Origin of the sequence: Malonomonas rubra DSM 5091, assembly GCF_900142125.1 — a bacterium.
GTDB lineage: Bacteria > Desulfobacterota > Desulfuromonadia > Desulfuromonadales > Geopsychrobacteraceae > Malonomonas > Malonomonas rubra.
The window spans coordinates 82,275-108,215 of sequence record NZ_FQZT01000009.1 but is presented as its reverse complement, the minus strand read 5'-3'; the positions used below and the strand labels follow the sequence as shown (position 1 = coordinate 108,215).

Annotated in this window: 27 protein-coding genes; 3 read left to right on the top strand and 24 right to left on the bottom strand. The window is 54.1% G+C overall.

The annotated features are described in order from the left end of the window. Position 1 precedes the first annotated feature (1 nt). The 21 genes from BUB13_RS12675 to BUB13_RS12575 form a co-directional block, all read right to left on the bottom strand. Entirely contained in the window at positions 2–889 is an 888-nt protein-coding gene (locus BUB13_RS12675; RefSeq protein ID WP_072909136.1) for an ATP-binding protein, read from the bottom strand. Between the two features lie 85 nt (positions 890–974). Further along, complete coding sequence (locus BUB13_RS12670) at positions 975–2,567, bottom strand: DUF445 family protein (protein ID WP_072909135.1); 1,593 nt, start codon at positions 2,565–2,567, stop codon at positions 975–977. Positions 2,568–2,575: 8 nt separating this feature from the next. Continuing rightward, positions 2,576–3,571, bottom strand: a complete 996-nt coding sequence (locus BUB13_RS12665; RefSeq protein WP_072909134.1) for a sugar phosphate nucleotidyltransferase — start codon at positions 3,569–3,571, stop codon at positions 2,576–2,578. Between the two features lie 42 nt (positions 3,572–3,613). Further along, positions 3,614–4,186, bottom strand: a complete 573-nt coding sequence (locus tag BUB13_RS12660; protein WP_072909133.1) for a Gx transporter family protein — start codon at positions 4,184–4,186, stop codon at positions 3,614–3,616. Next, positions 4,167–4,559, bottom strand: coding sequence for a NusG domain II-containing protein (locus tag BUB13_RS12655; protein WP_072909132.1), 393 nt, complete (start codon positions 4,557–4,559; stop codon positions 4,167–4,169). Before BUB13_RS12655 ends, BUB13_RS12660 begins: the two co-directional genes overlap by 20 nt. Then, positions 4,559–5,542: an FAD:protein FMN transferase gene (locus tag BUB13_RS12650; protein ID WP_072909131.1), complete on the bottom strand. Its 984-nt coding sequence runs from the start codon at positions 5,540–5,542 to the stop codon at positions 4,559–4,561. Before BUB13_RS12650 ends, BUB13_RS12655 begins: the two co-directional genes overlap by 1 nt. 3 nt (positions 5,543–5,545) lie before the next feature. Next, on the bottom strand, positions 5,546–6,886 hold the full coding sequence (rimO, locus tag BUB13_RS12645; RefSeq protein ID WP_072909130.1) for a 30S ribosomal protein S12 methylthiotransferase RimO: 1,341 nt from the start codon (positions 6,884–6,886) through the stop codon (positions 5,546–5,548). A gap of 11 nt (positions 6,887–6,897) precedes the next feature. Beyond that, positions 6,898–7,383 (bottom strand): YajQ family cyclic di-GMP-binding protein, encoded by a 486-nt coding sequence (locus tag BUB13_RS12640; protein WP_072909129.1) that lies wholly within the window; start codon positions 7,381–7,383, stop codon positions 6,898–6,900. 127 nt (positions 7,384–7,510) lie between these two features. Then, on the bottom strand, positions 7,511–8,245 hold the full coding sequence (locus tag BUB13_RS12635) for a LolA family protein (protein ID WP_072909128.1): 735 nt from the start codon (positions 8,243–8,245) through the stop codon (positions 7,511–7,513). Positions 8,246–8,308: 63 nt separating this feature from the next. Continuing rightward, the gene (locus BUB13_RS12630) at positions 8,309–8,890 is read right to left on the bottom strand and encodes a chemotaxis protein CheC (protein ID WP_072909127.1); all 582 of its coding nucleotides are present in this window, start codon (positions 8,888–8,890) and stop codon (positions 8,309–8,311) included. Further along, positions 8,891–10,723 (bottom strand): chemotaxis protein CheA, encoded by a 1,833-nt coding sequence (locus tag BUB13_RS12625; protein ID WP_072909126.1) that lies wholly within the window; start codon positions 10,721–10,723, stop codon positions 8,891–8,893. Between the two features lie 27 nt (positions 10,724–10,750). Continuing rightward, the gene (locus BUB13_RS12620) at positions 10,751–11,116 is read right to left on the bottom strand and encodes a response regulator (protein ID WP_139249379.1); all 366 of its coding nucleotides are present in this window, start codon (positions 11,114–11,116) and stop codon (positions 10,751–10,753) included. 1 nt (position 11,117) lies between these two features. Further along, positions 11,118–11,549: a chemotaxis protein CheW gene (locus BUB13_RS12615; RefSeq protein WP_072909125.1), complete on the bottom strand. Its 432-nt coding sequence runs from the start codon at positions 11,547–11,549 to the stop codon at positions 11,118–11,120. After that, positions 11,546–12,829, bottom strand: a complete 1,284-nt coding sequence (locus BUB13_RS12610; RefSeq protein ID WP_072909124.1) for a methyl-accepting chemotaxis protein — start codon at positions 12,827–12,829, stop codon at positions 11,546–11,548. The genes BUB13_RS12615 and BUB13_RS12610 overlap by 4 nt, the downstream gene beginning before the upstream one ends. A gap of 72 nt (positions 12,830–12,901) precedes the next feature. Continuing rightward, a complete protein-coding gene (locus BUB13_RS12605) occupies positions 12,902–13,801 on the bottom strand; it encodes a CheR family methyltransferase (RefSeq protein ID WP_072909181.1) in 900 nt (299 codons plus the stop codon). After that, positions 13,785–14,765: a thiamine-phosphate kinase gene (gene thiL / locus BUB13_RS12600; RefSeq protein WP_072909123.1), complete on the bottom strand. Its 981-nt coding sequence runs from the start codon at positions 14,763–14,765 to the stop codon at positions 13,785–13,787. The genes BUB13_RS12605 and thiL overlap by 17 nt, the downstream gene beginning before the upstream one ends. Before the next feature lie 130 nt (positions 14,766–14,895). Beyond that, positions 14,896–16,479, bottom strand: a complete 1,584-nt coding sequence (gene pckA / locus BUB13_RS12595) for a phosphoenolpyruvate carboxykinase (ATP) (RefSeq protein WP_208610167.1) — start codon at positions 16,477–16,479, stop codon at positions 14,896–14,898. A gap of 294 nt (positions 16,480–16,773) precedes the next feature. Further along, positions 16,774–17,253 (bottom strand): HyaD/HybD family hydrogenase maturation endopeptidase, encoded by a 480-nt coding sequence (locus BUB13_RS12590; protein ID WP_072909122.1) that lies wholly within the window; start codon positions 17,251–17,253, stop codon positions 16,774–16,776. Next, on the bottom strand, positions 17,253–17,906 hold the full coding sequence (gene cybH, locus BUB13_RS12585) for a Ni/Fe-hydrogenase, b-type cytochrome subunit (RefSeq protein ID WP_072909121.1): 654 nt from the start codon (positions 17,904–17,906) through the stop codon (positions 17,253–17,255). The genes BUB13_RS12590 and cybH overlap by 1 nt, the downstream gene beginning before the upstream one ends. A gap of 16 nt (positions 17,907–17,922) precedes the next feature. Next, a complete protein-coding gene (locus BUB13_RS12580; protein WP_072909120.1) occupies positions 17,923–19,635 on the bottom strand; it encodes a nickel-dependent hydrogenase large subunit in 1,713 nt (570 codons plus the stop codon). 3 nt (positions 19,636–19,638) lie between these two features. Continuing rightward, positions 19,639–20,763: a hydrogenase small subunit gene (locus BUB13_RS12575; RefSeq protein ID WP_072909119.1), complete on the bottom strand. Its 1,125-nt coding sequence runs from the start codon at positions 20,761–20,763 to the stop codon at positions 19,639–19,641. 287 nt (positions 20,764–21,050) lie between these two features. Between BUB13_RS12575 and BUB13_RS12570 the strand changes: the two genes are divergently transcribed. Continuing rightward, positions 21,051–21,938, top strand: coding sequence for a complex I NDUFA9 subunit family protein (locus BUB13_RS12570; protein ID WP_072909118.1), 888 nt, complete (start codon positions 21,051–21,053; stop codon positions 21,936–21,938). A gap of 82 nt (positions 21,939–22,020) precedes the next feature. Here BUB13_RS12570 and BUB13_RS12565 read toward each other — a convergent pair whose 3' ends face one another. Then, a complete protein-coding gene (locus BUB13_RS12565) occupies positions 22,021–22,731 on the bottom strand; it encodes a GntR family transcriptional regulator (protein ID WP_072909117.1) in 711 nt (236 codons plus the stop codon). 160 nt (positions 22,732–22,891) lie between these two features. On the opposite strand from BUB13_RS12565, the gene BUB13_RS12560 reads away from it, so the two are divergent. Continuing rightward, entirely contained in the window at positions 22,892–23,890 is a 999-nt protein-coding gene (locus BUB13_RS12560; RefSeq protein WP_072909116.1) for a potassium channel family protein, read from the top strand. Positions 23,891–23,893: 3 nt separating this feature from the next. Then, positions 23,894–24,670 (top strand): sugar phosphate isomerase/epimerase family protein, encoded by a 777-nt coding sequence (locus tag BUB13_RS12555; RefSeq protein WP_072909115.1) that lies wholly within the window; start codon positions 23,894–23,896, stop codon positions 24,668–24,670. 66 nt (positions 24,671–24,736) lie between these two features. Here the strand turns inward: BUB13_RS12555 and BUB13_RS12550 are convergent, their stop codons facing one another. Both BUB13_RS12550 and BUB13_RS12545 read right to left on the bottom strand, forming a co-directional pair. Further along, on the bottom strand, positions 24,737–25,210 hold the full coding sequence (locus BUB13_RS12550; protein WP_072909114.1) for a hypothetical protein: 474 nt from the start codon (positions 25,208–25,210) through the stop codon (positions 24,737–24,739). Positions 25,211–25,274: 64 nt separating this feature from the next. Continuing rightward, entirely contained in the window at positions 25,275–25,931 is a 657-nt protein-coding gene (locus tag BUB13_RS12545; protein WP_072909113.1) for a cytochrome b/b6 domain-containing protein, read from the bottom strand. Positions 25,932–25,941: the final 10 nt, after the last annotated feature.

Below are 25,941 nucleotides of genomic sequence, written 5' to 3'. Positions count from 1 at the left end.
CTCAACTCCGTTTCAACAGCTGCTGACCGACCCAGTAGCGGGAAAATTGTAATGCCGTCCGGCCACAGCGCTTGCTCTTGTCATGCGACCAGCGCAAAGCCGCGTCGCGTAATTCCTTGTTCCATTCTACGCTGATTCCGCTCTCTTGCGCCAGTCGGCCAGTGATCTGTTTCACCAGTTCAAAATACTGATCCTGGGTAAAAAGATGGAAAGGCACCCAGAGACCGAAGCGATCAGCCAGCGAACTTTTTTCTTCCACCCCCTCACCAGCGTGCAGCTCGTTGTTGACCATTTTGAAACCAAGGTTGTCGGTCTCATACTCCGGCAAGAGGTAGCGCCGGTTGGAGGTGACGTAAAAACGGACGTTCTGCGGTGCGGCGTAAACCGAGCCGTCGAGAGCGCTTTTCAACATCTTGTAACTCGATTCCCCGGCCTCGAAGGAAAGATCATCGCAAAGAATGATAAAGTGATACTCCTGCCCTTTGATCGCGGAAAAGATATCGGGCAGATAGATCAGGTCATCTTTATCGACCTGAATAACCCGCAAACCACGATCAGCATAGGTGTTAAGCAGCGCCCGTACCAGCGTCGATTTACCGGTGCCGCGCGTCCCCCAGAGCAACACGTTGTTGGAGGGATAGCCGCTGACGAACTGGCGGGTGTTTTCATCGAGGACCCGCTTCTGCTTGTCGATGCCGAGCAGGTCATCCAGCTGCACTGGATCGACCTCATCGACCGGTTCCAGGTAACCGGCAAAAGAATGGCGACGCCAGTTGGCGGCTATGGTCCCGCTCCAGTCGACCTCGCCCACCGCCTGCGGCAGCAACTGCTCCACCGAAGCCAGAACCCGCCGTAACTGCCCTTTCAGATCCTCGTCATTTTCGAACATCCGGCTCTCCTTTTACCATTGAATGTAACCATTCAGCACGGCTCAGAGTGGGCAGGAGCTCCCCAACGAACCGCTACAATTCAAATCACATAAACTGCAACGCCAACAGGTTGATAAACCCGATCAGGAAACCGAGCAGCGCCCCGAACAGGTTGATGTACTTGAACTGCTCTTTCATGATCCCCATCAACAGGCCTTCAACCTGCAGGATATCAAGACCGTTAACTTTCTCCTCAACCATCTTCTTGACGTTGAGGGTCTCGACCAGGCGCGGCGCTTCCTTTTTCAGCAACTCTTCAACCAGTTGGCAAACAGCCGCTTCCAGCTCGCTGCGCAGGTCCCCCGGCAAACGGGCGGAGAGCAGACCGAGCGGTTTTCGGTAAATCCATTCCTCGCTCTGTTCAGTGAGGATGGTTTCCAGCGCCTGTCGTGCTTCCGCGGAACGGATCACCGACAGCAGCTTCTCAGCGAGTTGATTGCGTGCCCGCTCGACCCCGCCGTCCGGCATCGTCGTACGCAAAAGGTTGTCGAAGGAGCGATCCTTGATCCGGTCGATGGCGCTCTCGGTGAGAATCAGTGCGGTGTCGATGGTTTTACGCGACTGAATCGTCTCGACCACCTGGTTGCGGATAAACTGCCGTGTACCGACCACTTTTTCGTAGGGTAGCTTCTCCAGATAGCTGGCTAGAGAACGTTCAAGTAACATATCGACCCGCTCGCGCAACAGCTTCGCCAGTTGCTCCTGGGTTTCCGCTTCGCGCAGCCACTTGGCGATCTCGTCACCCGCCTTGTCGAGAAATTCAGGAATTTTATCGTAAATCTTGTTCAGGTCGATAAAACCGCTGAGCAATCCGGCCAGCCCACCGAGAGAATCGAGGAAGGAATCGATCGCCTTTTTGCCCTTTTTCACCAGCCGCTTGCGAAACTGCGGATCGTACAACATGCCACCGAACTTCTCCGCCAACGGTGGCAGTTCCTTCTCCAGCTGGGCCAGAAGCAACTCGACCAGATCTTTCGGTAGCACATCCTTCAGCGGCTTATCGCTGGAAAACAGTTTCTCGGTCTTGGCATCGATATAGTTGCCGACGGCGTTGGCTACCTTCGGCGACTGAAAGAACTCGGCGTATTTGCCATCGAGGTGCAGCTGCAGGTCGCGGTAACGTTGCGGGGTGAGGAAGCTGGCGAGATCGCGCGCCAGCAGCTGATCCCCCTGCCGCTGCAGGTAATCGCGCAGCTTCTGCTCAAAGGCATCGCTTTGCAGGTAATCGAACACCAGCTTGACCACTTTGCCACGCAGCAGGTCGACCAGTTCGCGGAAACGGGCACGGAAACGATCCGGTATCAGCGACTCCAACGGACCCAGTTCACGGTCAAGGAACACACCAAGCTTGTCAGTCACTGCCAGCCGGAGCTCACGCTGAATTGAATCTTTTTCAAACGCCCGGCCGACATCATCGACCGTCAGCAGATGTTCACCAACCATCTCGCCCATCTTGCGCGCCAACTCACCCCGTTTGGACGGGATAATTCCAGGCGTCAGCGGAATGCGGATACCGAGAAAGCGCCAGGGGCGTAGCGGCCGGAACAACATGCGGATGGCAATGTAGTTGGTCACGTAACCGATCAAAGCCCCGAGCAGAGGAGGAATCAGATATGGCAGATACTGCTGGTAGTCCATAATTTCTTTTACTGGTCCATTTCTATCAACGAATGATCGCCGATGTTCATTCTACGGGGAGAGCCGACGAGCGTCACGGAATCTCCCAGCAACGACTCCTCCAGAATCAGGTTGCTGACTTTGTTTTCGGCGTTGATGATCGAATTGCTAATAACGGAATTTTCAATCCGGCTGCCGGCGGCGACTGAAACGTTCGGGCCGATAATCGAGTTTCTGACGATCGCACCGCGCTCGATATGCACCGGTTCGATCAGCACGCAATTGACCGCTTCGCCATGAATGTGATGCCGTCCCTTGAGCAGAAAACGATTAGTTTCAAGCAGAGTTTCCGGCTTGCCGCAATCGAGCCAGTCATCGATCTCCGGTGCTTTGAACTTGGCACCTTCGCCGATCATGCGCATGAACACCGATGGCAAATAATACTCACCCTTGACCGTTTCACCCGCTTCGATCGTCTTTTCGATCGCCCGAATGAACCCGGCGCCATCCTTCATATAATAGAGACCGACCTGCGCCAGCCTGGAAATCGGCGTATCCGGCTTCTCCACCATATCGACAATGTAACCATCGCGCATCACGTTGACGCCGAAGCGTTGATAATCTTCGACCTCTTTCGAATAAATCAAGCCGTCGGCATCTTCACAAAGCTTGGGGATCTTCGCCAGATCGGTGACAAAAATAGTGTCGTTGAAGACCACCAGCAAATCATCCCCCTCGCTGACCTGTGGAGCCGCCAGAGCAACCGCGTGCGCCGGACCGAGCCGCTCTTTCTGCACCAGGTAAGAGCACTTGAGCTCGGGAAACTTACTCTGCATAAAATTGGCAACCTGCTGACCGTTCTCATCTGTAATGAAAATGAACTCTTCAACATCGATCGCCTGCAGGCGTTCGATGATGTGTTCCAGGACGGTCTTACCGGCGACATGTACCAGTGACTTGGCCTTGGTATGCGTATGCGGGCGCAAACGGGTGCCTTTGCCAGCGACGGGAAGAACAACTTTCATTCTGATTCTCCATTATCAATGTAAGGGTTGAATAAAAACATCTCACCCCTGTTTTGCAAACATTGTGCGCAATCGGCCAAAGGCCGGATGTCCGCTCAAGGCTTCCAGCAAATAATCGGCGACCAACCCATTGAGCATACCACTGATCAGGGCGAACAGCAGGAAGAAAGGCAGCATCATCCAGATTGAGGGGTGACGCACAATCAGCAGCCAGGCGATCAGCATTTGACCGCCGATATGACCGACAGCACCACAGAGCGAAACCCCGACAGGGCCGATCTTCGGCCGAAAGAGACGAAACGACAACCCCATCAGCAAGGTTGCCAGCAGACCACCGGAAAAAGAGAGCAGAAATGCCGGGGAAAACAGGTTGCCGAGCAACAGGCTGCCAACCAGAATGCGCGCCATGTTGACGATCCAGAGCGCCTGCACTCCGTAAATAAACAGCGCTGTTAGTGCCATAATGTTGGCCAGACCGATGCGGAACCAGGGCAACGGGTTCGGCAAAAGTGCCTCAAAAGTGTGCAACGCCACTGCCAGAGCGATAAAGAGCGCCATGAAAACCCGCTGCCGGGTCTGCTCAAGGGCAACCGGATCAACGGCTGAGGAGGTCATAACCCCGCTCCTTTTCTTCGTCCCCTTCGATCCGGATCACCAGCCTGTTCGGCACACAGGCGAGCAGGTCGCCGGAGTGCTTCGCTTTGCCCAGCCCGATGCAAATCTTTTGTGGGCAAGGGGAACTGATAACCCGCGCTGCATGATCCTCGATCTGCAGTACGGTAACACCGAGCGGTCCCTGCAGCTCAACCTGCTGATCATGATCTAAATCAGCGGTATAAATCACCTTACCATCCCGTTCAACCAGGACTCGCGCCCCAATCCCCTGCCGCAGCGGCAACAGAAAGCTTATGAAAACACAAATTGCCAGTATGGCCGTCAGCTTTCGATCGAACGGAGTCAACCGCCGTCGCCAACCGAAGACTTTCATCATTGGCTCTGTGGCAAACCGCTCGTTTGCCATTCTTTGCCGTTGTTCGCAATGATCAATCCTTCGACGTCCGGCAATTGTTCAAGCAACTGTAACCCCTCTTCCGGGCCAAGCACAAAGGCAGCAGTGGCCAAAGCATCGGCACTGGCGGCATCGGCGGCAACCACGGTCACACTCTGGCAGAGTCGGGCCGGCTGGCCACTACGGGGGTCGAAGATATGATGATAGCGGATGCCATCCTGCTCAAAGAAACGCTCGTAATCACCGGAGGAAACCACCGCCCGGTCGCTCAGCTCGAGAGCCGCCAGCAGTTCGCCCGATTTGCGCGGATGCTGGATGCCGATGCGCCAGGGGCGGCCATCGTGATCGCCCAGCAGGGCGATATCGCCGCCAGCATTGACAGACGCGGAGGTGATTCCAGCCGCGCGCAGAAGCGCCAGCGCCCGATCGACAGCGTAGCCTTTGGCGATACCACCGAGATCAACCTGCAGGCCTGGCAGTTTTTTGCGCACCCGGTTGCCATCCAGTTGCAAAGCTTCCGGCCCGACGCCCTGCAAGGCTACGGCAATCTGCTCCTCGCTGGGAACTTGTGGATTCTCACTCTCGATCGCCCAAAGCTTTTTCAAGGCTCCGAGGGTCATATCGAACGCGCCGTTGCTGCGTTCGGCGATCTTTCGCCCCAAGCTGATCAATTCAATTGTTTCCGGGCTGGCAACAAATTCATCAGCCGAATTCGACAGGCGGGAGATCTCACTCTTCGGCTGGTGACTGGATAGCAAAGCTTCCAGCCGGGTCATCTCGGCAAAGGCTTTACTGATGGCGCTGTCGAGCTGCTCCTCGTCATCGCCGAAAGCTTTGATCTCAACCAGAGTGCCCATCACCAGTGCGGTGCGGGAGAGCTGCTGCTCACCCGGAGGCAACCGCCACCAGAGCAGCGCCGCAATCAGCACCAGCAGCAGAGTCACCCATTGGCGCCCGAACATCGCTTACTCCTCGATGATCTCACCGATCAGGTCGTATTCGGAGGAATCGGTAATTTTAAGTTGCACCAGCTCGCCAACATCGGCTTGTCCGGAGGTAATCAGGAACTGGCCATCGACATCTGGTGCCTGCCGGGCACTGCGCCCTTTCAACAACAGATCGGTTTCGTCGCTATAACCTTCCACCAGAACTGTCTCGGTGCGACCGATCAGAGCACGGTTCTTGTTAAAGGAAACGCGCGCCTGCGCCTTCATCAGGCGGTTGAGACGACCTCGTTTGGTCTGGCCCGGCACTTGGTCCGGCAACTCAGCCGCCCCGGTCCCCTCTTCACGCGAGTAGCGGAAGACGCCGACTCGCTCGAAGTGCCCCTCTTTGACGAATTCGAGCAACTTGTCATACTGCTCGCGGGTCTCGCCAGGGAACCCAACAATGAAAGAGGTGCGCAGGGTCAGGTCGGGGATCCGTTCGCGCAGCTTTTTCAGCAGCGCCCGGATACCCTCTTCGCCCAGGCGCCGATTCATTGCCGCCAGCACCTGATCATCAATATGCTGCAGTGGTATGTCAAGGTAGTTGCAGATTTTATCCTCTGTGGCAATCAGGTCGATCAATTCGTCGGAAACACCTTCGGGATAGGCATAAAGCAGGCGAATCCAGTCAATCTCTTCGACTTTTACCAGCTCTTTAAGCAACGTCTCGATCGTTGCGCCGTCCGCCCGGTCCATCCCGTACGCAGTAATATCCTGAGCGATCAGGTTGATCTCCTTCACCCCCTGGGCTGCCAGGTTGCGCGCTTCTTTCACTACCGAATCTATGGCGCGAGAACGCAACCCACCACGCAGTTGCGGGATGATGCAGTAGGAGCAGTAATTTGAGCAGCCTTCGGCGATCTTGATGTAGCTGCTGTAGAAGGGAGACGAGTTGACCCGTGGCGTTTGGTGATCGTAAAGAAAATCGGGTTCGCCAACCTCAACGCTCGGCTTGCCCTGCTGCAACTGACGCTCTATCAGTTCGACCAAACGCGGCACCTCACCGATACCGATAAACAGGTCGACTTCCGGCAGCTGCTTGGCCAGATCCTCCTTGTAGCGTTGCGGCAGGCATCCAGTCACCACCAGCAGCTTGCAATGACCCTCCTGCTTAAAATCAGCCACTTCAAGAATGGTGTCGACCGATTCTTCTTTAGCATCGTTGATGAAGGAACAGGTATTGACGATGATGATATCAGCCTGGCTGTCATCAAGAACAATCTCGTAACGATCGAGTGGCAGATGCCCAAGCATCACCTCGGCATCGACCAGATTTTTCGCACAGCCGAGGCTGACTAAACTGACTTTGAATTTTTCCACAGATTTTCCCGTTACGAACGCATGTTTTCGAACTGCAGCTCGATGCCAAGATCTTTGCCCTTGAGCTCCTGCATCACTGCCTGCAGATCGTCGATCTTCTTGCCGGTCACCCGTACCTGGTCGTCCATGATCTGTGCCTGGACCTTCAGCTTGGTATTCTTGATCAGCTTGACGATCTCCTTGCCCTTCTCCTTACTGATCCCTTGCTGGATTGACGCCTTGACCCGCACGGCACCGTGAGAGGCCGGCTCTTCCTTGCCGTAATCGAAGCATTTCGGCGACACCTTGCGCCGCACCAGTTTGGCGATGATGATGTCCTTGATCGCCTGCAGCTTGTAATCATCGGCAGCGAGTATGGTCAGGGTCTCGTTCTCCAGCGTTAACTCGTTGGTCGTGCCTTTGAAATCGTAGCGCTGGCCGATCTCTTTGGTTGCCTGGTTGATGGCGTTGTCAACTTCCTGCAGGTCAACCTTGGAAACAATGTCAAAACTTGGCATTTATCTACTCCTTTTATATCTGTCTATTTCTCAATAATCCTCAAAGAATCAGAGCCTTATAACACAAAACCGCCCCGGCATGAAAGCATCGGGGCGGTGAATTTATCTCTCTTTTTTCTCTGCTCGATTAAAAACCAGGATAGCTATCGGCCGGGCGCACCAACTCGACCCCCTGCGGGCGCAGAAAAACAAACTCTTCTGTGACGAGGCCGGTGTTCTGCTTTATCGACTGAAACTCGATGTCAGTACGGTTGCCGTTCGGATCGGTCAGGCTGGTAGCGAGGATCGGGAAATACTTGCCACTGCGCTGATGTTCAACAAAATCGACGACCGCCTTCCGGCTGACAGTGAGTCGCAGGCTGTGAATCAGTTGCGAGGCTTTTTTCGGTTGCAGCTGCAGGATCAGGTTATCGTTGCTATCGGTTTTCGGCGCGCCCCAACCGATCTGAAAATTACGCGAGACATCCCCAAGATGGCTGAGAAAGGTCACCGGGTTATCACTTTGAGCGACTCCGCTGATATCGCTTTCAATCACCTGCCGATTCTCCGGCTGATAGACCCACATACTGGTGCCGTCGGAAATAATCTGCTGTTCTTCCGGCTCGCTGTAGTTCCAGCGGAACATCGCCTTTTCTGTTGCGAATTTAAAGCTGACATCACCGCGACCGCGCTGGACCCGATCGATAGAGGCAAGGTGCGACTGCTGCAGAAAATCGGCCTGGAAATCATGGATTCTCACCTGTGCTCCCGCTTTGAAAGGGGCTTCCAGCGCAGCGACAACATCCTCCAGCGTAATTTCTGCAAACGCGACAGCAGGCAGAAACAAACAGCAAAGCAGCAAGGCGAACAATTTATACTTCATCAATTTACTCCTGATAGGACGTCATCGGCAGGATAGTAGCAGGTTTTCCCCGGCGGGGATAGTTCAGCTGGCCTGGTCGATCCGCTGGTAGAGCAGATCGAGTGAAGCTTGCTCCGGCAGCAGAAAGATTGCCCCTTCCACCGGTCCAGTCTCGGCGCCGACAAGGTCGGTACGCACGGCCAGGCAGGCATCCTTCTGCTGTGTCCGATGCTGTTCCAGCAATCTGTCCAGCTGTGCGACATGAAGTTGCGGTGGTTCCGGCAGTGCCCGCAAACCGAGCTGATCATCAATGCTGGCAAGAAAGGCGGAGGCAACGATATTGCCGACTTCACGCAGGGTTGAACAAGCAGGCTCTTCGGTCAAGGCTGCACCAACCGGCATGCCGAGGAGCTGCTGGGCCATACTCCGGGCTCTTTTTTCGCTCAGGACCAGCAGAAGACCGCCCTGCAGCTCGCCACAGACCCCCATATAAACCCCGAGCCAAACGGAATCAGCATCACCAAGACAGCCACAATCTCTCGACCAACTCCCGCTGACTTCGATCTGTATCTGCTGTCGCAGCAGGCGTGAAAGCATGGCCGCGGCCTGATCCAGACCCTTCTGGGTCATCTGCCGCAGTTTGACTTTTTGCAGCTCCTTCCCCATTCAGCTCCCTTTCGTCCGACGCTTTTCCAGCATCGACTGCAGATCGATCAAAAACAGAATCCGGCCGTCGCCGAGGATCGCTCCGCCGCTGTTGCCACGTAAGCGATCAAAAGGGCTCGGCAGTGGCTGCACGAACACTTCCTGCTGGCCAACCAGACGATCAATCACCAGCCCAACCTTGCGACCAAACACCTCGGTCACCACCAGCGACAGCAGGTTTGAGGCCGGCCCTTTCGGTTGACGCAGAATTTTCCGCAATGACAGGAGCGGCAGCAGTTCACCATGCAGGGAAATCACCAGCTGTTTACCGCTGGTCTGGACCTCTTTCGGCGAAATTTCAACGGTCTGCAACACACGGGTGATCGGGATACCGAGCAAGCAGCCGGCGCACTCGATCATCAGCACACGAATAATCGCGACCGACAATGGCAACTTCAGACTGATGCGGGTGCCTTCGCCCGGAGTCGAATCGATCAGCAGCACTCCGCCAAGCTTTTCTACAGAAGTTTTCACCACGTCCATGCCAACGCCGCGACCGGAGGTTTCGGTCACCTGCTCGGCGGTTGAAAAGCCGGGCTGACAAATCAGCTGCAGCACATCATAGTCGCGCATCACCTGTGCTTGCGCCGGGCTGATAAGATTACGCTCAATGGCCCGCTTACGCACTTTTTCAGGATCAATCCCACGCCCATCATCCGCCACCTGAATCAGGACCTGATCCCGCTCCCGCCAGGATTTAATCTGCACACTACCTGTTTGCTCAATACCGTGATCGATGGCGTTGCGGATCATGTGGGTTAAAGGATCGGCCAATTCTTCCAGGATCGCCCGATCTAACTCGATAGATGCGCCTTCAACGCTGAACTCAACCTCTTTGCCACTGCTGCGACAGAGATCGCGCACGGCGCGCGGCAGACGTCCGGTAATGCTTTCCAACGGCATCATCCGCACCTGCAGAACCTGATGGTGCAGGTTTTTCACCAGTCGTGCCAGCTGGCTTAATCCCTCGTTCATTTCGCGCCAGTTACGTTCTCCAGCAGCGCTCTGTAACTGGTACCGGTTGGTCAACAGTTCGCCAGTCAGGTTGATAAATCGATCGAGCAGATCGGTATCGACCCGCACTGTTGTTCCACTCTTCCGTGAGACCTTGCGCTGCTGGTCCTTTTCCAGCACAGCGACGGGGAACTCGATAGCGTTCAGCTCGCGGTAACATTGCAGTCGTTGCCGGATCTCTTCCTGCGATGCCTCGGTCGCCAATCGCACCAGCAGAATTCGACTGATCTCCCCCTGCAGTAGCTGCTCTTCGCTCGGTTTGGCTTCGAGAACAGTCCCGAATTCGGCCATTCGTGTCAGCAAAACCAGCAGGCGTGGGCCCGGTGCGGCAACGCTGTCGGCCAACCTCAGTCGCACCAACACCCCCTCACCAGCCAAATCACAGCTGTCTTCTTCAGGGATCGGCTCCAACTCTTCTACCAGCATCACGCCATTGATAAAGTCGTCAACACTCCGCTCGGCACGTCCCTCGGAAATATCCTCCAGCAAGGATTCCAGCAGGTCGACCCCGGTCAGCAGCCGATCGATCATCTCGCTGTCAACTTCTCCCTGCTCGCGGCAATTCTGCAGCTCGTCTTCCAGGCGATGGGACACGCGCGCAGTGGCATCGTAGCCCATGGTTGCAGCCATCCCCTTAATAGAATGAGCCTCGCGGAAAAGAGCATCGATTCCGTCACTGTTCTGTGGATCGGCCTCTACCGCGACCAGCTGCTCGGCCATCTTCTCAAGATGTTCGCCGGCTTCGCTGAGAAACATTTTGCGATATTTTTCAATATCCATCAAAAATCCTGCCTAGGGAGCCTGTTTTCAAGCAGCGCAGACCCGATCAACAACGTCAATAACCTGTTCGTCCTGAAACGGCTTCACAATAAAATCCTTGGCTCCGGCCTTGATCGCTTCCATCACCATGCTTTCCTGACCGAGAGCACTGCACATCACCACTTTTGCTTCAGGGTAGTCACTGAGGATTTTCTGCATGGCGTCCAGCCCGCTCATCTCTGGCATGACAATATCCATGGTCACCAGATCGGGCTGGTGCTGAGCGAACAGCTCAACCGCCTGTTGACCATTTTCTGCCTCAGCCACCACCTGCCAGCCGGCCGCTTCAAAAATATCGCGCAACATGCTGCGCATGAATAACGCATCGTCAACGATCATCACCTGTTTTGCCACTTCAGCCCCCTGTTTCGCTGCACACCCGGTCAAGCACCAGGCGAAGCTGCTCCAGATCGAGCAGACTGATCATTTCTCCGTCGCGGTCGATGACACCGCGAATACAATCCTCTTCCGACTCACTCTGCGACAAGGTGCAGTGCGCCAGGTCGAGAGTGATAATCCGCTGCAGTCGGTCAATGCTCAAAGCAACCGGGCCGTGCACGTCGGTCAGCACGATCATTCGGTCGGAGCGTGGACCTGCGTCGAAACCGAGCAATAATGGCAGATCAACAACCGGCACAATTCGCCCATGGAAGCCAATGGCTCCACTGATCGTTGTGGCCACCCCCGGCAGCGGGAAGACAGCCTGATGCTCCACGACCTCCTGCACATCGGCCAGTTCCAGAGCATAGATCTCCAGGCCAAGATTGAACGGCAGCAGCTGGCTCATGCCTGACCGTTACCGATATCGGCGCCGAGGTTAAAACGGCTGACCGAGGTCAACAGTTCATCCGCTAGTTTCGACAGCCGCTGAGAAGCAAAAGTCATCTCTTCCATCGAGGCCGATTGCTCTTCGGTCGCCGCTGACACTTCTTCGGTCGAGGCGGCGTTATCCTCGGCAACGCGGGCAATCTCTTCGATCGCTTCAACGATGGCGTGAGCCCCGGTGTGCTGATTGCCGGTCAGCTCGGTAATCTTGGATGCTTTAATCTGGGCTGCTTCGGCTTTATCGATAATTGCAGCGAAAGAGCTACCGGCGATATCGATCGCCTCACGTCCTTCATCGATCGATTTGACACTTTCGGTCATCGACTGATGGACCTTCAAGCTTTGCTCGCGCGTAGATTCGATCAGGCGGGTAATTTCCCCTGCTGACTCTCCTGTGCTGTCGGCCAGCTTGCTGACCTCTTCAGCAACGACAGCAAAACCATGACCATATTCCCCGGCACGGGCCGCCTCAATGGTGGCGTTAAGTGCAAGCAGGTTGGTCTTCTGCGCGATCGTCGTAATCACGTCGATAATGCTACCGATCTGCTGGACCTGCTCGCTGAAAGAGACGATCAGCTTACTGTTCTCTTCCACCTGCTCCAGCACCGATTTCATGTTGCCGAGAGCAGTCGTCGCCATATTTTCACCCTGGCGGGCCGTCATGGTGGTCTCTTCTGCAGACTGAAACAGCTTGCCGGCCGAAGTCGCGATCAGCTCGATTTCGCTGGCCATCTCTTTGGTTACTTTGGAGACCCGCTCGACCATCTCTGCCTGGGTTTCGGCACCGCGGCTGATCTGTTCGATGGACCCTGCTATTTCGTGTGAAGTCGCGGTCATCTCCTCCGCCGTCGTCGCCAGCCCCAGCGAAGACTCGTTGACATTCACCGAGCTGCTGCGAATCTGCCCGACCAGGTTGCGCAAGCTGTCGACGACGAGATTCAGAGAGTTGGACAAATCTTCCGTTTCATCACTGAATACCCCCTGGCGCAGTTTCACCTTGCGGCTCAGATCGCCATTGCTCAGCCTGTCAGCACCTTCAGTCAAAATGCTGATATTGGCGGTAAAGGCCTTGGAAAACAGCCATCCGAACACCAGGCCAACCAGCAGGGCCCCAACGATGGTAATCCACTGATGGGTCCACTCAGGAACATCCATTTTCGGAACCAGCAGGTTCAGAAACACCACCGAAGCCACCACGAAGATGAAACCGATGACAAATTTGTAGCTGATCTCAACGCGCATGAATTTTCTCCTTCAAGCCGACAGCATGAATCATTTAAATGCCGGGTAGTTTTTCCCTTTACTGCAAAATATCTAAAAATTCTGTAGCTGCTGCACCAGTGAGGTCGGCAACAGCTGCTCTTCTTTTTTCAGCCGCTGGTAAACCCGCTCTGCCGGGTCGATACAACGGAACAGCTCGCGGCACGAAGAGACCAGAGTCTCCGCCCGCCCCAGGACCAGATAGCCCCCCTCAGGCAGTGCTGCGGCCAGAATCTGTAAAATTCGCTGCTGCTGCTCGCGGGAAAAGTAAATCAGTACGTTGCGACAAAGAATCAGGTCAGCCCGATAAAAGGGCTGATCACTGAGAATGTCGTGGCGAAAAAAACGTACCAGGCGCCTTATCTCCTCATGCAGACAATACTGCTGCTGCCGCACAGTGAAAAAGCTTTCCAACTGTTCTTCCGACAATTCACGTAACCGGTTCGCTTCATAGCAGCCCCGCTTAGCCCGCTGCAGAGCCTCAGGGCTGAGGTCGGTCGCAATAATCGACATCTGTTCCGCCTCAATCTTCATTTTTTTGCAGAGCAGAGCCAACGAATAAGGCTCTTCGCCGTTCGCGCAACCGACACTCCAGATTCTCAATTTACTCTTCTGTTGGACGGCTCGCCGCAGCAGCTCAGGCAGCACTTTTTTTTCCAACATTCGAAACGTGCTCGGATTGCGAAAAAAATGTGACACGTGAATACTCAGCGCCGTCAGCAGCTGGCGCTGTTCTTTTTCACTTGCCGCCAGTTTTTCTACGTACCCTTCTGCACAGCTCTCGCCCACCGCCCTGATACGCGCAGCGATCCGTCTCTTGATACAGAGATCTTTGTACCCATCGAGAATAAAATTCTGCTGCTCGCGCAGGACCTCGCTAATTTGTCGATAGGCCTCGTCGGGCACATCACCACCAACAAAAGGGGATTTGTGCTCTTCAGCCGAAGTGGTCAAAACCACCTCGCGAGCAGCGATACAGCGATCCGTCCTGATTCTTCACCTGCAATCCCGGCTGAGAGCAAATCGTGCCAATTCTTGTCAAATCTACACTTGAAAGTGTCTTTTCAGACAAATTTTTCAATGGGGAAGTCAGCAACAATTCATAATCCTCGCCGCCAGCCAATGCCAGATCGAGCAAGCTTCCGTCCTGCTGCAATGCTGCGCGGAATTCATCCGACAGCGGCAATCGGGCTAACTCAATTTCTGCACCGACGCCGCTTGCTTCGAGGATATGCCCCAAGTCAGAGAGGATACCGTCAGAAACATCAAGCATGGACGAGGCCAGCTGCTCCTGTACAAGGCGGCGACCGAGTGCGACGCGTGCTGTCGGCGTATTGTGCCGCGCCAGTAGGTAACGGTTTGGCTGCTTGCCTGCCAAGAGTTGCTGCAGCGCCAGAGCACTGTCTCCCAAAGTCCCGGAGACGTAAATCGCGTCTCCCACCTCGGCACCGTCGCGGCGGATTGCCCTCCCGCTTTCAACCTCGCCCTGCACAGTCACGGAAATCATCAATGGCCCGAGGGAGCGGCAGGTATCCCCACCTGCGAGAACGGCATCGTAAGCATTGGTTTCGGCAACGAAGCCACGGCTGAAACTTTCCAGTTCATCGACCGGGATATCGCCAGGGCAGGCAACCCCGAGAAACAGGCTCTTGGGTCGTCCACCCATGGCGGCAATATCGCTGATGTTGACTGCAGCCGACTTGCGGCCAAGCTCTTCCATCGAGATCCATTGCCGATTGAAATGAACGCCCTCAATCAGCAGATCGGTACTGGTCAATAACTCCCAGCTGTTATCCTGCCGCTGGATGGAGCAGTCATCGCCAATCCCCAAAACGAGATGATCACCACCGCCGACTTGGCGCTGAATCCGTCGAATCAGTCCGAACTCCCCCACATCTTGTAATTTTTCGTTGTGCATAAAATATCACCAAAATTTAATTTTTAGTCTTTAATTATTAATTTTCTTCTACTGGCTGTCAAGTGAATGAGCATAAAAAAAGGCGACCAGCTGTTCGCTGGTCGCCTTGATTTTTCAAACCGCTGCAGGCTTAAATCTGCGGACCGGCCTTGGTGAAGTCAAAATCATCGTTATCGGACGTGTACTTCTTGAAGTTATCGATGAACATGGTCGCCAGCTTGTTGGCGGTTTTATCGAAGTCATCCTTGTTTGGCCAAGCGTTGCGCGGATTGAGCAGGTCACTGTCGACACCCGGCAGCTCTTTCGGAATATGCAGCTTGAAGAAACGGGTCTGGTCGAACTCGACGTTTTTGATGCTGCCATCAAGGATAGCGTTGATGCAGGCGCGGGTCGCCTTGATGCTCATCCTCTCACCAACGCCGTAGCCGCCACCGGCCCAGCCGGTGTTGACCAGGTAAGCGTTAACGTTGTACTGCTCCATCTTCTCACCCAGCAGCTTAGCGTAAGCGGTCGGGTGCAGCGGCAGGAAAGCCTCGCCGAAGCAAGCGGAGAAAGTTGCCTGTGGCTCGGTGATACCACGCTCGGTACCAGCGACCTTGGCGGTGTAACCAGAGAGGAAGTAGTACATCGCCTGCTCTTTGGTCAGCTTGGAGACCGGAGGCAGAACACCGAAAGCATCGCAGGTAAGGAAGATGATGTTCTGCGGATGCCCGGCTTTGAGGCTCGGCTCATGGTTGTCGATATGCTCGATCGGGTAGGAAACCCGGGTGTTCTCAGTCTTGCTGCCGTCGGCGAAATCAATCTCGCCAGTATCCTCGTCATAAACCAGGTTTTCCAGCAGGGCGTTACGCTTGATAGCGTTAAAAATTTCAGGCTCGCTCTCGGAGGAGAGGTCGATACATTTCGCGTAGCAACCGCCTTCGAAGTTGAAGATACCGTCGGCATCCCAACCGTGCTCGTCATCACCGATCAGCTTGCGGGCCGCATCGGTCGACAGGGTGGTCTTGCCGGTGCCTGAGAGTCCGAAGAAGAGACAAACATCGCCGTCTTTGCCGACGTTAGCGCTGCAGTGCATGGAGAGAATGTTCTCCAGCGGCAGCCAGTAGTTCATCATGGTGAAGATGCCCTTCTTCATCTCGCCGCCGTACCAGGTCCCACCGATGATAGCGACATTTTTTTCGATGTTGAAGATGACGAAGACTTCGGAGTTGAGACCGTGCTGCTCCCATTTGGGGTTGGTCAGGCCGGCGGCGTTGTAAACGGTAAAACCGGGCTTGAAGTTCGGCAGATCGGCGTCATCCGGGCGGATGAACATGTTCTTGACAAAGTGGGACTGCCAAGCAATCTCAGTGATGAAACGAACATCGCGACGGGTGCTTTCGTTGGAACCGCAGTAACCGTCAGTGACGTAAACATCTTTGCCCGACAGGTACTCGATAACTTCAGCATGGAGTTCGTCGAAAATTTCAGCAGAGACAGGCTTGTTGATGTTGCCCCAGGCAATGTTGTCCTGAGACGGGGACTGCTTGACAAAATACTTGTCCTTCGGTGAACGACCGGTAAATTTACCGGTGTCGACCATCATGGTGCCGTTCGCAGAAATCTTACCTTCAGCGTTGTCGGTCTCATGGGCAAACAACTCGTCGTAACTGAGGTTACGATAAACCTTGCCCACACTTTTCAGTCCCAGCATCTCTGCTGTCAGCTCGCTCATCAATTCCTCCATATCGGTTTTTTTCTTTTGGAAAGCGAAAAAATTTTAGCCAGCCACGAATCAAAAGCGAACGCTGTTTTGCTGTGACCGGCCTGTAACGGGCCGGACTATAGCTTAATCAGCTACGTCCTGACAAGCCCAGATGGCTATTTTTTCGGGGAAAAATCACTTTTTTTGTTTCAATAGACATAATTTCGGCAGAGAGAAAAATGAAACGAAAAACGACTATTGTTTTTAGCCTCACTAAAACATAGCCGTTTTCCCGTCCGGATTGACTTTTCAACCGCAACAGATTCAAGCTGCTAGAGACACATCCACCCCCCAGGCAAGCAACTCGGCCGCAACCGCATCAAGCAATCGGGGGAGGGCAGCCTCGACTGGCGAACTCATTTCCAGTCCCATTTCGATCGATTCAGCCTGTACGCCAAGAACAACCAGTTGTGACGGCAGAATTCCCTGAAGTTCAGCGACCGCCAGCAGGTCCTGCAGCCCCATCTGGTGAACAGAAAGCTTGTTGGCAAACGCGCGCGGGACCTCATCCCCGTGCAAACGGAACAGGGTTCCCGGCTCTGCCTTCATCTGCAGGGCATCAATAACCAGCAGCCTGTCAACAGGTTCCAATCGCGGCAATAAATCGAGCCCCAGAGTTCCACCATCCAGCAGCGTGACCGACTCTGGAAAAACAAAACGCTTTTCCAGCTCGGCCACACATCGGCTACCGAGAGCATCATCAGTCATCAGCAGGTTACCCAAACCAAGTATCAGGATCGACATCAGAGATCGTCCTTTTCGACAAACTTGTAGCCACTGAAAATACTGCTCATGACACCGTTCATCTCTTTGACGTCCATCAGCCAGGCACTGTAGAGGTGGTTGATGAAGAAACCGATCAACAGCCACATCACGACATGATGAGCCAGACGCAAGGTCTGCAGATCGATCAGCGGTGGCAGCCAACCAAAGATCGCAAACCAGAAACTGTCCGGCTGAAACTGACCATAAAGGGTAAAGCCGCTGACGATCTGAACGGCAAACAGGGTAAAAACAGAGGCATAAGCCATACAGGCGAGTGGATTATGGCCAACCTCATAGGGCAGCTTCGGCCCGGTGAAGGTGTAGTAGCGGAAAAACGTCAGCGCATTCTTGCGCCCTTCCGACGTCGCCCAGGGAAAAAACATCCGCCAGGACGAATGCTGATTGCCGACGAGAAACCAGTAGGCACGCGCCATCATCGACACCAGCAGAATATAGCCGAAAAGGAAGTGGATAAAACGGTTCCAGCCCATAATGTATTCTGCCGAGCTGCCCGCGGTGTAAAACGGATTGCCGATATAATAGCCGGTGACCGATAGTACCAGCACGCAGAGAGCATTAACCCAGTGGGTGATGCGAACCGGCAGTTCCCAGACGTAACGTATCTGTAACATGGCTTCGCCTCCTCTGCTAAAGAGCCCGCACCCTGATGATTTCGTTGCCGTGGCCGTCGAGCAGATGCACCGCACAGGCCAGGCAGGGGTCGAAGGAGTGGATTGTACGCAGAATCTCCAGCGGCTGCTTCTCATCGGCGATCGGCGTACCGATCAAGGCCGATTCGTAAGGCCCAAGGTTCCCGCTCGGATCGCGTGGCCCAGCGTTCCAGGTTGAGGGAACCACCGCCTGGTAGTTTTTGATCGCCCCGTTTTCGATGCGGATCCAGTGGCCCAAACCACCGCGCGGAGCTTCGTGATAACCGAAGCCCTGTGCCTCTTTCGGCCAGGTCGCCGGATCCCACTTTTCACCGTTATGCACATCAAGTACGCCACGTCCCATGTTATCGGCCAGCTGATTCAACCAGTGCTCAGCCTTCTGCGCCAGCATCAAGCAATCGACACCACGTGCCGCCGTTCGGCCGAGGGTTGAGAAGAGCGCTGCCGGGCCAACTCCCAGCTGTTCGAGAACGGAATCGACCGCCCCCTTGGCGTCGGCGTTGCCGGCTGCGTAAGCCACCAGCACCCGCGCCAGCGGACCAACCTCCATCGGGTGATCCATGTAGCGCGGCGCCTTGACCCAGCTGTACTTGTTGTCGGTATCGAGGAAATCGTAGGGCGGTTGCGGCCCAGTGTAGTTGTGGTTGGTCTCGCCGTCGTAAGGATGCTTACCCTTGTCATCGCCATCGCTGTAGCTGTACCAGCTGTGAGTCACGTACTCAGTGATCATGCTCTCATCCAGCGCCATCACATTGGCCAGATCCTTACCCATGATGATGCCACGCGGGAAGTAGAGGCTGTCGACTCCACCGCTGTTATCCATCGGGAAATCACCGTAGCTGAGATAGTTTCCGACACCTTCACCGATCCCGGCCCAGTCTTTGTAAAAAGAAGCGACGGCAAGCAGGTCAGGGATATAAACCTGTTCAACAAAAGTACGGGATTTTTTCAGCAGTTTACTGATCAGCGCCAGCTTATCTGCATTGATGGCATTCTGGCTGTTGGGATCGACCGGAATTGACATGCCACCGACGAGGAAGGTCTGCGGGTGCGGATTCTTCGAGCCGAGAATAGCGTGAATTTTGATGATATCTTTCTGCCATTCGAGCGCTTGCAGGTAGTGCGCAACCGCCATCAAGTTCGCTTCCGGCGGAAGCTTGTAAGCGCTGTGCCCCCAATAGGCATTGGCGAAGGGGCCAAGGCGACCGGTGCCGACGAAGGCCTTGACCCGTTCCTGGACACCCTGAAAGTATTTGACGCTGGCCATCGGCCAATCGGAGATCGATTGTGCCAGCGAGGCTGTCTTCTTCGGGTCGGCCGACAGAGCGCTGACCACATCGACCCAGTCGAGGGCGTGCAGGTGGTAGAAATGGATCACATGATCCTGCACGTTCTGGATCGCCATGATCAGGTTGCGGATCAGCCGGGCGTTATCCGGGACCTGGATCCCCAGGGCATCTTCCACCGCACGAATACTGGCCATAGAGTGAACCGTGGTGCAAACCCCGCAGAAACGCTGGACGAAGTGATGAGCGTCACGCGGGTCTCGTCCTTTGAGGATGGTTTCTATACCGCGAAAGGCCGTTGAAGAACTCCAGGCATTCTGGATCTTGCCCCCTTCGATCTGTGCCTCTATCCGCAGGTGACCTTCAATGCGTGTGATCGGATCGACAACGATTTTTTTCGCCATAACCTAATCCTCCTTCACCACTTGATCGGCCTCGAGTTTATCGCCTTTGCGGAGCGAACTGGCGACGCCGTGGGCGGCAAAAGCCCCGGCGGTCGCAGCAGCAAGGGCCAGTCCGATCTTATCGACGGAGGACTCGATACCGAAACCGGGCACCTCTGGCAGCCTTTTGTAGAAAGGAGTCATGCTGTCCCAGAAATAGGGCTCACTGCAACCGATACAGCCATGACCAGCCTGAACCGGCCAACTGGTGCCCTCGTTGTAGCGTACCGTCGGACAGTTGTGGAAGGTCTCCGGCCCTTTGCAACCCAGCTTGTACAGGCACCACCCCTGTCGGTGCCCGGCATCACCGAAGCTCTCGGCATACTGGCCTGCATCGAAATGACCGCGGCGCTCGCAGTTATCGTGAATCCGTTTGCCGTAAGCAAACTTGGGCCGACCGAAGCGATCTGTTGCCGGCAATTTGCCGAAGGTCAGGTAATGAACGATGACAGCTGTCAGGTTATCCGCATTCACTGGGCAGCCCGGCATATTGACCACCTTTACCCCGGGAACCGCTTCAGCGACAGAAGCGGCACCAGTCGGGTTCGGGTTGGCGGCAGGAATACCGCCATAGGAAGAGCAGGAACCGACGGCGATGGTCGCCGCGGCGTTACTGCAGATTTTACGCACGATGTTCAGCGCCGAATCACCGGCGATGGTGCAATAGACACCGTTATCCGCCATTGGGATTGAACCCTCGACCACGGCGATATACTTGCCTTTATATTTTTCAAAGGTTTGGTGCTTGGCTTCTTCAGCCTGATGACCGGCGGCCGCCATGATGGTTTCGTGGTAATCGATCGACAGGTAATCGAGGATCACCTCGGCCGCTGTCGGCTGGTTGGCTCGCAGGAAAGCCTCGGAATCACCGGTGCACCCTTGAAATTCCATCCAAATCACCGGTGGCCGATTGTCAGCCTCAAGCGCTTCGGCAACCTGCCCCATCAAGCCTGCTGGCAGCGCCAGGGTTGCTGTCATCAAGGAGCAAAACTTGAGAAAACTGCGTCGGCTGACACCGCGCAATTCCCATTTTTTCAGGATTTCTTCAGAGACAGCACCAGTTTGAGAAACTTTTTCCTGATCGTGCATCCGTCATCCTCCTCTCTAAATTTTCCCGACCCCTGTCGAGCGGCGATACAAATTGATACACTAGAGGCATACAGGTCGCTGCTGGAAAAGACACACAAGACAATAACAACGTTATGGGACCATAAAAATAAACCCATCACGAAAACTTAAAAATTTATCTATAGGCATATATGAACAACTAATTTATAAAGCATAGAAAAGAACATTTTAAAGGCAACAATTCAAAGAACAGTGTTTTACTAACAACCAATTATACTTTTGTTTTCCGGGTTTTCAAGGAGCGCTCTATGAAAGTTTTTCTTACTGGCGGGACAGGTTTTGTTGGTCAGGAAGTGCAACGGCAATTGCTGCAGAAAGGTCATCAGGTTCGACTCCTCTGCCATAGTCAAAAGCAGACTGCAGAAAATCCAGATGTCGAGATCATTCAAGGCGACACAACACTAGCAGAAAGCCTGCAGGCAGCATTGCAAGGCTGCGATGTCGTTATAAATCTGGTCGGCATCATCCGTGAGTTTCCCGGTCGCAACATCACCTTTGAGCGCTTGCACACTGAAACAACCAGAAACTTGTTACACGCAGCCAAAGTGCAGGGAGTGTCTCGTTTCCTGCAGATGAGTGCCAACGGCACTCGTTCCGACGCCATAACGGGTTACCACAAAACCAAGTGGGCCGCAGAGCAACTCGTGCGCGAAAGCGGGCTTGACTGGACAATTTTCCGGCCGTCACTGATTTTTGGCAAGGATGACATGTTTGTGAATATGCTGGCCGGGCTGATCCGCAAACTGCCGGTCGTGCCGGTGATGGGAGATGGCAAATATCGGCTGCAACCAGTCGCCGTGACGGATGTTGCAGCGGGGTTCGTCAACGCCCTCGATACACCAGAGACATCTGGCAAAACTTACCACTGTGGAGGCCCGGAAGCTTACAGCTACAATCAGATTCTCGACTTGATAGGAGCGACATTAGGAAAAAAATCGGTCTGCAAAATCCATCAACCGCTGCTTTTGATGAAACCTGTCGTATCGGTTATGCAGTCGTTACCACAATTTCCGATGACCAGCGACCAACTGCAAATGCTGCTGGAAGAGAATATCTGTGACCCGGCAGAATGGCAGAAAGATCTACAGCTGGAACTAACTGATTTTAAAGAAGGAATTTCTCAATATTTGACTTGAAAACACTGAGGGCCCCGATCATCAACCGGGGCCCTCAGTGTTATATATTCAAGCGACGAGGTCGCGAATTTTTAAATCCAAATTAAACGTCGATACGTTGTTCAAGAATAGATTTCTTACCCTGACCTCCTTCCGCTTGGTTCAAGCTCTCGAGTAACACCTTCCCGCCAATCGCTGCAGTTTTTTTTACCAGGCTCTCGGCGGTTTCGCCATCGTGACGACGGAAAGCCTCAAGAAGCTTGTCATGTTCCGCCACCGAAATGTGCATGCGCCCCTCAACCGAAAGTGAGGCCATCCGCAGGCGATTGAACTTCATGCCAAGTTGCTGAATCAGCTCAACCAGCTTGTTGTTGCCGGAGGCTTTCAGAAACAGGTCATGAAACTCGTTGTGCACCCGATAGAAGGATTTGACATCCCCCTCTTCAGCCAGCTGTTTCAGCTTGTCGTTGATCCCTTCAAGCTTCTCCAGCTCTTTTTCCGAAAGCTTGTCAGCCGCAAGCTCGGCAGCATACCCTTCCAGGATGCTCTTGATGGCGTAGTACTCCTGCACATCCTGCTCAGATAGTGCGGCAACCACGGCCCCCTTTCGCGGGATAACGGTCAGGTACCCTTCCGATTCCAGTTGTCGAAAGGCTTCCCTGATTGGTGTTCGGCTGATCCCGAAACGTTCCGCCAGTTCCGGTTCGGCAACTTTTTCCCCAGGTTTCAAATTCCCTTTAAGGATTGCCTCGCGGATCGTTTCGAGGATTTTTTCCCGCAGCGTCTGGTGTCTTTCAATCGGTTTGCTCTTCACAGCTGCTTCTCCCCATCGTAAATTTTGTAAATTGTATACAGTATACAGTATAAGTCAATCATTTTCTGAGCCCCCCTGTATACGCGGCTTTTGCCCAGCTCTTCCTTGTTTTTTCCGCCCCGGATAGCTATCATAAAACGTCTTTTTCACTGGAGCTCCGATGGATCCCTTGCGTAAAGTCCTGCTCTCCCTGCTGACCCTGTTCATCCTGATCGGCGGCGGCACAGCCGGTTATGTCATCATCGAAGACTGGGCAACCTTTGAAGCCCTTTATATGACGGTCATCACCTTGGCAACGGTCGGCTACAAAGAGGTGTACGACCTGTCTTACGAGGGCAAAGTTTTTACTATCGTCCTGATCGTAACGGGCACAGGCACCCTTGCCTACACCATCGGCTCAATGTTTCAGTTTATGGTTGAAGGCCAGTTGCGCCGGGTATTGGGGAGGAAAAAATTGCAGAAGCAGATTAGTAACCTGAAAGATCATTACATCATTTGCGGGTACGGGCGAATCGGTCGCATGGTCTGTCAGGAGTTCTCCGCCAAGCCGCTCCCCTTCATCGTTGTCGAGCAGGAGCCTGAGCGCTGCCAACAGCTGGAAGAGGCCGGCATACTGTTCGTTCAGGGCGACGCAACCAATGATGATGTGCTGGAGAAGGCCGGGATTCGCGAAGCCAAGGGGCTCATCACCGTCGTCACCTCCGACTCAGCCAATGTTTTTATCACTTTGACCGCACGCGGCATCAACCCGGACCTGTTTATCCTTGCCCGCGCCAGCGAGGACAGTGCCCAGGTGAAATTGATGCGCGCTGGTGCCAACAAAGTCATTTCTCCCTACAAAATAGGCGCATCACGGATCGCTCAGGCAATTCTGCGGCCCTCGGTCGTCGATTTCATTGAAATCGCCATCGGAGCCAACAACATTGAGCTACAAATGGAAGAAATTCAGGTGAATGCCGCTTCCCGACTGGTCGGAAAAAATCTGATTGATTCCGGAATCCGAAAAAACCTGGGACTGATCATCGTCGGCATCAAGAAAAATCAGCAGATGATGTTCAACCCTGATCCTGGTGTCACCATTGATGCAGATGATATTCTGATTGCGCTGGGAAAATCTCCCGATATCAAAAAACTGGAAAAGATCGCATTGAACGGATAAAAAATGTCTGAAAAGCTGTTTGTTCATACCCCGGCTCATTTGCTCAGCAGTCGGCTGAATTTTCTGCTCAATCGCAACCTGCAGCCCGAAGTCGCCTGCCAGGAAGTGAGCATCGAACAGCTCGATTTCGGCGAGATAAAAGAAGCTTCTGCCCAGCTGCGGGAAAAACAGCTGAACACCACTCTGCATGCGCCATTCAGTGGCTTCAACCCAGGCAGCAGCAAAAAACGGCTGCAAAAAACCGCTCACAGCCTGGTACAGCAATCGCTGCAACTGGCAAAAGTGATTCAAGCCCGCTGTATCGTCTTTCACCCCGGCATCCCCTATCAATCAAAAGAAAAGGTACAACAAAGCTGGCTCGAACATGCCCTTGCTTTCTGGCCTGAATATATTGAGCAGGCGCGCGAAATCGGCACCATCATCACGATGGAAAATATTTACGAAAGCACCTCTGCCGTTTATCAGCAACTCTTCGCCAGTCTGGGATCAGACACTTTCGGGCACTGTTTCGATGTCGGCCATTGGAATATCTTCTGTGATGAGGCTCTGGAGGATTGGTTCGACAGGCTCGGTCGCCACGTGAAACATCTACACCTGCATGACAACTTCGGTGAAAGCGACCAGCATTTGCCGGTCGGAGCGGGAAATATCGATTTTTCCGCGTTATTCTCTCTGCTTGCAAAGCACAAACTCAACCCGACCATGACCCTTGAAGCCCACAGTCTTGGCGACCTGGAAATTTCTCTGCAGCAACTTCCCACCTATACCACGAGCATCTGAACAAAAAAGGGCCTGCCCCCTCTCCCAAGGGCAGGCCCTTTTTTCTACTGCATATTCAACCCCGAACTAGCGTTGTCCCAGGAGCTCTTCCTCTTTATGTTCCAGATGCTGTGCATATATCCAGACATGTGCCTGCTCAACGGCATAGAGGAAAAGGCCGATGAAAAAGACTGCCATAAAGTTGTTCGCCAGCGACCCGGAAACGCCGTAGAACACATAGAACATCGACCGGTAGCCGAGGTGCGACCAATGGGGTGTCGGCTCGGCATTGTTGGCCAGCTGGGTCAATGCGATAGTCAGGGCCGAAAAGCAGTAGACTGCTAAAGCGATACTGACGAGATAAGCCGGTGGCGGATAGCCAAGAAGATCTCGAACCGGAGCGGAAACGGAGGCGAGCAGATCGAAACTTCTCAGCTCGAAAGCCTCAATGCTGACCAGGATAAACAGCAAAGCTTCCGTGAGACTGCGACGTGAAACGGCCTGAATATCCAAGCTCTTCTGCCGAGCTGTCATCGCATTCTGCTGATTCTGTCTGATCATGCTTACCTCCGTTTTCATTTGCGAGGTCTTCTGATAATCCGACTTCCCTTAGTTCCGCTACTTCTCAGTGTGCTGCCGGTGAATGATGCTCTTCCAGCTCTTCTTCCCAACCGGTCCACATCGGCTTAAAGTGGGCAAACGGGGTGTGGCCCAAGGTTGCCAGGTAGATGTGGGTGAAGAGAAACGCGCAGAGCGAACAGGCCAACAGGAAATGCAGCCCCATCAAGATCTTCAGTCCGCCGACCATGATGATCAGGCCGCGCAGTGGGTCAACGTTGGTCAGCAGAATACCGGACAGGCTGACCAGCGGCACCAGCACAAACATGATGGCCAGATAAGCTGACTTCTGCAGCGGATTGAACTTGTCTTCCGGGCTCGGATGGTGCGGGTTTTCCCAGCCAAGGAAGTAGGTCAGGAAATAGAACTTGGCCTGGCGCAGGATCCCGGACTGCAGATCGTCTTTGGTCGGGACATAAATCTTACCCATGCTGCGAGCAACAAAAGCATAGTAGAAGAACCAGATCGAGAAAGAGATTGCGACCACGAAACCAGCTGTGTTGTGCAGCAGGATAGCGTTTTTGTAGTTACCGAACAAAGGCACGTATTCGGGGAAACGGATCTGGGCTCCGGTAACACAGAGAGTCACGATTCCGAGGGCGTTCAGCCAGTGCCAGATACGAACAGGTGTCGGTTGCAGGTAGATCATTTTCTTTTCAGCCATGACGATATTC